Origin of the sequence: Ruminococcoides bili (assembly GCF_040093295.1) — a bacterium.
GTDB classification, from domain to species: Bacteria; Bacillota; Clostridia; order Oscillospirales; family Acutalibacteraceae; genus Ruminococcoides; species Ruminococcoides intestinale_A.
The window spans coordinates 1-7,264 of the sequence record NZ_JBBNJY010000060.1; the positions used below are offsets into that span (position 1 = coordinate 1).

The 7,264-nt window shown below is 31.2% G+C and carries 8 protein-coding genes; all 8 read left to right on the top strand.

Annotation, left to right across the window (positions count from 1 at the left end; genetic code table 11):
* Positions 1-1,641: RHS repeat domain-containing protein (locus AAAY30_RS10885; protein ID WP_499215957.1), on the top strand; the 1,641-nt coding region annotated here is incomplete at its 5' end.
* Between the two features lie 20 nt (positions 1,642-1,661).
* Entirely contained in the window at positions 1,662-2,138 is a 477-nt protein-coding gene (locus AAAY30_RS10890) for a hypothetical protein (protein ID WP_295052046.1), read from the top strand.
* 85 nt (positions 2,139-2,223) lie between these two features.
* Complete coding sequence (locus AAAY30_RS10895; protein WP_302484187.1) at positions 2,224-2,547, top strand: hypothetical protein; 324 nt, start codon at positions 2,224-2,226, stop codon at positions 2,545-2,547.
* 265 nt (positions 2,548-2,812) lie between these two features.
* Complete coding sequence (locus tag AAAY30_RS10900) at positions 2,813-3,331, top strand: hypothetical protein (protein ID WP_499215956.1); 519 nt, start codon at positions 2,813-2,815, stop codon at positions 3,329-3,331.
* A gap of 41 nt (positions 3,332-3,372) precedes the next feature.
* A complete protein-coding gene (locus AAAY30_RS10905; protein WP_499215955.1) occupies positions 3,373-4,395 on the top strand; it encodes an RHS repeat-associated core domain-containing protein in 1,023 nt (340 codons plus the stop codon).
* A 5-nt stretch (positions 4,396-4,400) separates the two neighbouring features.
* Positions 4,401-4,967 (top strand): hypothetical protein, encoded by a 567-nt coding sequence (locus AAAY30_RS10910; RefSeq protein WP_413059862.1) that lies wholly within the window; start codon positions 4,401-4,403, stop codon positions 4,965-4,967.
* A gap of 104 nt (positions 4,968-5,071) precedes the next feature.
* Complete coding sequence (locus AAAY30_RS10915) at positions 5,072-6,226, top strand: RHS repeat domain-containing protein (protein ID WP_499215958.1); 1,155 nt, start codon at positions 5,072-5,074, stop codon at positions 6,224-6,226.
* A 12-nt stretch (positions 6,227-6,238) separates the two neighbouring features.
* Positions 6,239-7,180 (top strand): hypothetical protein, encoded by a 942-nt coding sequence (locus AAAY30_RS10920; RefSeq protein WP_413059864.1) that lies wholly within the window; start codon positions 6,239-6,241, stop codon positions 7,178-7,180.
* Positions 7,181-7,264 lie beyond the last annotated feature (84 nt).

Sequence of the window (7,264 nt, forward strand, 5' to 3'; positions counted from 1 at the left end):
AAGGTAACATATACATATGACGGACTAAACAGACAGACAAAATCATCTGTTGCATTAAAAACTCCGCTTGATATGAGTTACACTTACTATGACAGTAATCGTGGAGAAAATTTTACCACAACAAAAATTAAGGAAGAAACCATTGGTAAAGATACTTATAAATATGAGTATGACACCAATGGCAATATTACCGACATTTATAAAAAGGTAAACAATGACTGGCAAAGATTATATTTGTATGAATATGACGAATTTAATCAACTTATAACTTCCTGTGATTATATTAATCAAAAACAATACCGATACGATTATGATGAAGCCGGAAATATTCTTACAGAAACTGTCAGTAGGATTGGTGCTCATGGACAACTATATGATTCAAGAGTAAATACATACGGATATGATGACGCTAACTGGGGTGACAAACTTACAAGCTACAACGGAGAAACTATAACCTATGATGAAATAGGCAATCCGCTTTCATATCGTGACGGTATGGAAATGACTTGGCTCAACGGCAGAAAGCTTACAACCCTACAAAGCGGCAATGACAGTATCAGCTATAAGTATGACAGCAACGGCGTAAGAACAAGTAAAACCGTAAATGGAGTTGAATACACATATGAATACCTCAACGGTCACCTTATGCACGAAACAAGGGGAGAAAAAGTATTCGACTATTGTTATGACGCAAACGGTCAGCTTTATGCGGTAAGCTACAAGGCAAATTCTTCAACTGATGCAGTAACCTATTATTATGCGCATAATTGGAGAGGTGACATTACTTCAATCTATGACGGCGACGGTAATATGGTAGCAAAGTATGAATATGATGCCTGGGGAAATGTGCTCACAGTAACAAATTCAAATAACAGTGAAATCACAGACCCGAATCACATTGCAAACCTCAACCCATTCCGCTATCGCAGTTATTACTATGACTCTGAATCAGGCTTTTATTACCTTATGAGCCGTTACTACGACCCTGTTACTCACAGATTTTTGAACGCAGACGGATATTTTCAGTCAGGCGATGGTATTCTCGATACTAATATGAATGCGTATTGCAGAAATAATCCACTTAATAATATCGATAAATATGGTACATTAGTAACAACAATTGGATTGAATGTTTTTGGTTGCTTTGGTGTACCAGCGTGTTTTTCAATTTATATGGCTGTTGATGATTATGGAAACTATGGATTTTATTATTCATATTGTGATTATCAAGAAAGCGGTGGAGTTGGTATAATGTCGATAAGTGCAACAACTTCCTTGAATATTATATGGGATGCTGAAACAATTGATGATTTGGATAAAAGTTATCAGTATTGGGGAGGAAGTTTCGGGGAAGTCTTTTCTATTGGAGCGGATGCTATCTTACTTGAAGAATATGAAACTTTGAGCGGTCTCTCATTTTCATTTGGAATCGGTGCAGGGATAGATTGGGCTCATGCGTATACTACAACTAATCAAACCATTTTTAAATCTAATGATAATCCAACAAGTAACTCAAAAAATAATATCAAAAGTAATACTAACAATAAATCAAATACAATTAATCAAAATTCCCACAAAGTAAGATGTTGCAGAGCTTGCGGAAGACCTGACTATATCTGTCCATCTCCGGTGTATTATTAAAAAATAGTAGGGGTGCTTTTATGTTAAAATGTTTAAAACCTATTTGCTATGAGATACATTGCTCAGATAACGATATAATTAACAGCATTATGGAAAGCTCCTGCTTTTATGGTGAGTTTTTAAATAATTCGTTTAAAATGCAGTTATTATCTCAAAATAGTATTTTCATACAAAACGGCATTAATCCTATATTTTGCGGTAATGTAAATAAAAATGGAGATAGCGTAACCTTGAATATAAAATTAAAATTGAATTTAGAATGTTGGCTTTTTATCTTTATAATAGCTTTTATTCTTTTTGGCGTTATAATATTTAATATTATCAATGCTTTTCTTAAAAATCTAAATTATATATCAATAATATATCCATTAATTATTTGCATTGTTTTTTTAGCGTTTATTTGTATTATTGTAAATATGAAATATTCTGATATGAAATTTGAGATTGAAAAAATTTTAAATAAAGATTTTAAAGGAAAATTCAAAAGAATAATATAGTTTTATTAATACTTTTTAATATTAGTTTTATAAAGAATATGTAATAGTAATATTGAATTTATTTTTTGCTTAGGAGGAGGTTAATATGAATAAATTAATGAAAATACATATAGGCTTGATTATAGGTATAGTAATGACATTTGTTTCTTTGCTTATATTAATAATCAATTTTAATATAAAAGTAAATATATTTGTTCCGTTTGCTTTGCTTTTGACATATGAATATTTGATAATAAGTTTTTTAAAGGATAATTTTTTGACCGATGATTTCAAAAGCAAGACTATAAAGGATTTAAGTGAGTATAATTTCAGAAGAGTTAATATTTATAGAAAAATAATATACTTTATTCAAGCTGTATGTATAATATTAGCTCCCGTTATGTGGATGCTTGTTATTTATAATGTTTAAATAATTTGTAAAAAGATAAATAGATAACATATTAATTCAGTGATATAATATAGACACCTATTTAGATAATGTACCGCCTCATTGTGTCAGGCGTTACAAAAACACTTTGGTCGAGTTATAGCTCTAATACTTCTAAGAGTTATAGCTCTAATACTTCCAATAATAAAAAAACAAATACAGCAATGTAAGGTGCTGTAGAGCTTGTGGACGACCGGATACAATTTGTAAATCTCCTGTTTATTATTGAATTTAAAATGGAGGCTCTATGATTAAATTATATCGCAAAAATTATGATTATGAATTAAAAACAACTAAAGAATGTCTAATTGGAAAATTAAGAAATTCGACATTTCAGGGATTGTTTAATTATTATAAGCATTATAAAGACTATACTTTTTACGGAAAAATTTTTGAAGAAAATTTTGAAATAAAATCTGTCCCGGCAAGTAGCAGAAGATCTTTATTTAACCCTTTAATTATCGGAAAATTTTCAAGCAAAAGTAATAAAACTGTATTGTCAATTAACATGAAACTACCGTCTTCCGACTATATTTTTATTGGAATGTTTTTTGTTATTTGTGTTTTTTTTGGTGCAATAATATACTCTTCTTCGTTAGAAAATTCTAATTTAATTCCGCTTATTTTTATATTGCCTTTTACAATTTTCTTGCTTGTTAATGCATTATTTTTCTTTTTTGCAAAAATGAATTTTAGTGATGCAATATACAATATTGAGAACATTTTAAAAGAATGTATTATAATAGATGATAAAGTAAAACCGTAAACGGAGTTGAATACACATACGAATACCTCAATGGTAAGCTTATGCACGAAACAAGGGGAGAAAAAGTATTTGACTATTGTTACGATGCAAACGGTCAGCTCTATGCAGTAAGCTACAAGGCGAATTCTTCAACCGACGCAGTAACATATTACTATGCGCATAATTGGAGAGGTGACATTACTTCAATCTATGACGGCGACGGTAATATGGTAGCAAAGTATGAATACGATGTCTGGGGTAATGTACTTACAGTAACAAATTCAAATAACAGTGAAATTACAGACCCGAATCACATTGCAAACCTCAACCCATTCCGCTATCGCAGCTATTACTACGATTCGGAATCAGGCTTATACTACCTTATGAGCCGTTACTACGACCCTGTAGTACACAGATTCCTAAACGCAGACGGCTATTTCCAGTCAGGCGATAACATTCTTGATACAAATATGAATGCGTATTGTCAGAATAACCCGATTATGAATTCTGATCCAACTGGTAATCATCCATCAGATGTAATCTGTGGCAACCCTACTTGTCCAATGTGTAATTTGGACAGAAGAAAATATTTACAAACAGAAAAAGGTCTGCGTAATTATAATAAATACCATGGAACAAATTATGATTATGTGGATGATAATGGGCAATTTAAATACTACAATGTAGGGGAAAAAATTTATCAATCATTTTTAACAATAATTAACAGTTTGGAAGTAGATGCTGATGTTGGTTATGGTTTGGGTGCAGAATTTAATACACTGGATTTGGTGGGAATAGAAGCTTTAGCACAATTTTCTCCATTTTCTATACATATAGATTATAATAATATTTATTTTGGTGAAAAAGCATCAAGTCAACTTGGTCTTACAGTTATGGGATGGGATTTAGGTTCATATGGTGAAAGTGAATTTATGGATTGTTTATCTGATGAAACAATTATAAATTCAGGTGAATCGCATGTTATAGGTTTTTCCTCAGGTGGATATATAATAATTGGAGCATCATTTAGTGCTGGAATAAATATTGATTATATTTCAAACGAGTTTCAATATATATGGTGGTAATTAATATGATAAATAAAAAATTTCATTTGTTATATAAAGATATATTTGTATTTATGCTTGGTGTTTTATTAATGATAATTTACTCATTGTATTTTAAAAATAATGATACTATATTGGTGCGAAGTGTTTTTACATTTTTATCGATTATTATATCAATATATTCTTTATACTTATCTTGCCATTATATTAGTAATAAAACCATCATCTATACAATATTACCTGTGTTATATTTTTGTTTGTTTTATATAATATATTTATTACCATGTTTGGGCTTTATTGGACACATAGGTGTAAATAATAATATATGTATTGTATTTGAGTCTATGTTTGGCGCAAAATTTCTTATAAATATTTCATGTTATTTTAACCAAAAATTAGCATATAAAAAAGTAGTTATAAAAAATAATACTCTCAAAAATAAATATGATTATAGTAGAATAGTACAATATTTTGTAATCATATATTTTTGTATTGTAATATTAGGAGCACTTGTAAATATATTTATTAATAAAATAGATATGAGTATTCCTTATCAACTTCTTTTCCTTCATAAATCATTAATTGATATTTAAATTAAGTGAGTTTTATATTATGCTAAACAAAAAGCCTTACATATTGACTTTCATTTATATGACAGTTGCAATGCTGTTTCCGTTTTTGATGCGGCAACGACAGTATCAGCTATAAGTATGACAGCAACGGCGTAAGAACAAGTAAAACCGTAAACGGAGTTGAATACACATACGAATACCTCAACGGTCAGCTTATGCACGAAACAAGAGGAGAAAAAGTATTTGACTATTGTTATGACGCAAACGGTCAGCTTTATGCAGTAAGCTACAAGGCAAATTCTTCAACTGACGCAGTAACATATTACTATGCGCATAATTGGAGAGGTGACATTACTTCAATCTATGACGGCGACGGTAATATGGTAGCAAAGTATGAATATGATGATTGGGGCAATGTGCTCACAGTATCAAATGCGAGCAATCAAGCAATTACAGACCCTAACCATATTGCTAACCTCAACCCATTCCGTTATCGCAACTATTACTACGATTCTGAATCAGGCTTATATTATCTTATGAGCCGCTACTACGACCCTGTAGTACACAGATTCCTAAACGCAGACGGATATCTTCAAGCAGGTGAAGATATTTTAGATGTAAATATGTTTGCCTATTGCGGAAATAATCCAGTATGCAGAATTGATAGTAAAGGAAACTCTTGGTGGGGAATAGCTTTAGCATGTTTTGCTACTGTTGCGGTATGTGCTGTAGCTGTTGTAGCAGCACCTGTAATAGCTACTGCTGCAGTTGGAGTAGGAATAGCCGCCACTGCTTCCAGCGTCATAACCGCTTCAGTAGGTGTAGCTACAATAGCTACTTGTGTAGGTGTTTATGCTGGTGTTAAACATATTTCGCAATCTACATCAAATTCAAAAAGTTCGAGTTCTAAATCATACGATGCTTTACCGAGAAATCACACTGTATATGGATTAGTTGACTCAAATGGAAATACTCAGTATGTTGGAAGAACCACTAATCCGGAAAAAAGAGAAAACGCTCATGCTAATAATCCGCAACGCTCGCATTTGAATCTTGTACCAATCGCTACAGGTCTTAATGCAATTGAAGCACGTGGCGTAGAACAAATACAAATGATGTATCATCATACTGTCAATACATCTAACAAAATGAATAATCAGATAAATGGGATTAGTCCACGTAACCCTAATTTATCAATGTATATGGAAGCAGGAAGAGGTGTGTTATCATATTTAGAAAACAAAATATCTAATGAGATATTATATTGGTCAGGAAATTAAGGAGATGTATTTATGGGAGTTTGGGGTCCTAATTTATATCAAAACGATATAGCTATAGATGTAAGAGATTATTACAAAGACCAACTCACAAAAGGTAAATCAGATTATGTAATTATTCAAGAGTTAATAAAACTTAATGAAAATATTTTATCTGATTGTGACGAGGTACCTGTATTTTGGTTTGCGTTAGCTGATATTCAATGGTCGTTGGGAAGACTAGATGATTTTGTAAAAAAACAAGCTTTGTTTCATATTCAGAATAAACACGATTTAAAGCATTGGGAATTAGAAAATCCAGCTCAAGCTAAAATAAGAAGAAAAGTATTATCTGATTTAGAACAAAAATTATTATCACCACAGCCTGATAAAAAGAAAATAGTGCAACGCAAACTCTATAATTGCGATTGGAAAATCGGGGATGTTTTTGCTTATAAAATGGAAAGTGATTTAGCTAAAGAAAAAGGAATTTATGGACATTATCTACTTATTCATAAAATTGATAACGATTATGTATTTCCTGGTCATAAAATTCCAGTGGTATATATTAAGATTACAAATTCCAATAATCTTTCTAATTGTATAAACGAATATGAACAATTAGATTACATACAAATTGGTTTTACGAGGTACGAAGATCGATTTTTACCTATTGATGGAAAAAGACCTGAAGAAGATATTGCTGAAAAAGCTAAACTTAAATACGAGGTTGATAAATACGGTTTTTTACCACAATTTAGACTTAAACTTTTGAGTACCTCTAAAAGAATTATACCTAAAAAGCTTATTTTTATTGACAATATTCTTACATTCACACCTCCGCCAAAAGAATTTATCCCGCATAACAAGCTTAGTATACCGGCATCTTCTTGGCGTAATTTTGAATCAATGGCAATAGATCGATACTTTGGAAATAATTTGCATCAATATCAGATCTACGCATCAACAATTAAGTAACCTCAGCTATTCAACAAGCTATGTTTCGGAAGAAAAATGTTTTGGACAAAAATCGCTGAAAGTTAAAGTAAATACCGCAGGTGA